General features: G+C 38.4%; 1 protein-coding gene and 1 pseudogene. Both read right to left on the bottom strand.

Features of this window, described 5'->3' with window-relative positions; genetic code table 11:
* Positions 1–840: pseudogene (locus tag IQ242_RS25470) on the bottom strand (RNA-guided endonuclease InsQ/TnpB family protein); the annotation flags it as partial.
* 115 nt (positions 841–955) lie between these two features.
* On the bottom strand, positions 956–1075 hold the full coding sequence (locus tag IQ242_RS25475; protein WP_370583054.1) for a DUF4351 domain-containing protein: 120 nt from the start codon (positions 1073–1075) through the stop codon (positions 956–958).
* Between the last annotated feature and the right edge of the window lie 7 nt (positions 1076–1082).

Consider the following 1082-nt stretch of genomic DNA (forward strand, 5'->3'; position numbering starts at 1 on the left):
TTTCGGGTTTTTGACCATATTCTTGACGGCTAAATTCTCAACCACAATCGTTTGGTTTTCACGAACTAATTGAGTGGTTAGCTTATGTAAATGGTCTTTTCTACTATCGGTGATTTGAGCGTGAATCCTTGCTACTTTGATTCTTGCTTTTTCTCGATTATTTGAGCCTTTCTGTTTTCTAGAAAGATTTTTTTGTGCCTTTCGCAGTCTCCGATAATGCTTTTTAAAATGCTTAGGATTAGATACTTTATCGCCGTCGCTGGTAATTACTAGGCTACTAATTCCTAAGTCAATTCCAATGGCTTTATCTGTTACTGGTAATGGCTTAATTGTTGGGTCATCAAATCTAATTGAGATATGCCAACGTCCAGACGGATGTAATCTGACTGTTACTGTGCTTGGTTCACATCCGTCTGGTATTTGTCTTGACCATCGAATAGGTAAAGGTTCTGTGCATTTAGCTAAATAGATTTGTCTGTCTTGAAATTTAAAGGCTGACTTGGTAAATTCGGCACTTCCTCCCTGATGTTTTTTCTTAAAGTTAGGATACTTAGTACCACCAGCAAAGAAATTAGTGAAAGCTGTTTGTAAATGTCTTAACCCTTGTGGTAAAGGTACACAGCTAACTTCGTTTAAAAACTCTAATTATTCTTGCTTTTTCCAATCGGTTAGCATTGAAGAAGTTTCAGCATATCCTACTCTTTCTTGTCTTTCATACCAAGCTTGTGTTCTGAGATGGAGAGCTTTATTGTAAACCAATCTTACACAGCCCAAAGTGCGCCGCAATAGCGACTCTTGTTCTGGTGTTGGGTAAAATCGGTAAGAATAGGCTTTTTCCATGTCTCATATTTTAGCATATATTTCGTAAACGATGCTCATATTTAACAGCAAAGCCAACCTAAAACGGCGGGGTTTCAGACCCAAAATTTTCGATGAATGAGATGATCGCCATTGCTCACGGATGCAACCAGTTATCTAAATCTGTCAAAGTGTTAAAGTCTAATAAAGCGAGTCCTAAGTCTTCTAACCGCTCCACAGGAAGGTTACGGATGGTTTCTTCTAGATTTTGCGGTATTTCACCG

The organism is Microcystis sp. LEGE 08355, assembly GCF_015207185.1.
Classification (GTDB): Bacteria; Cyanobacteriota; Cyanobacteriia; order Cyanobacteriales; family Microcystaceae; genus Microcystis; species Microcystis panniformis.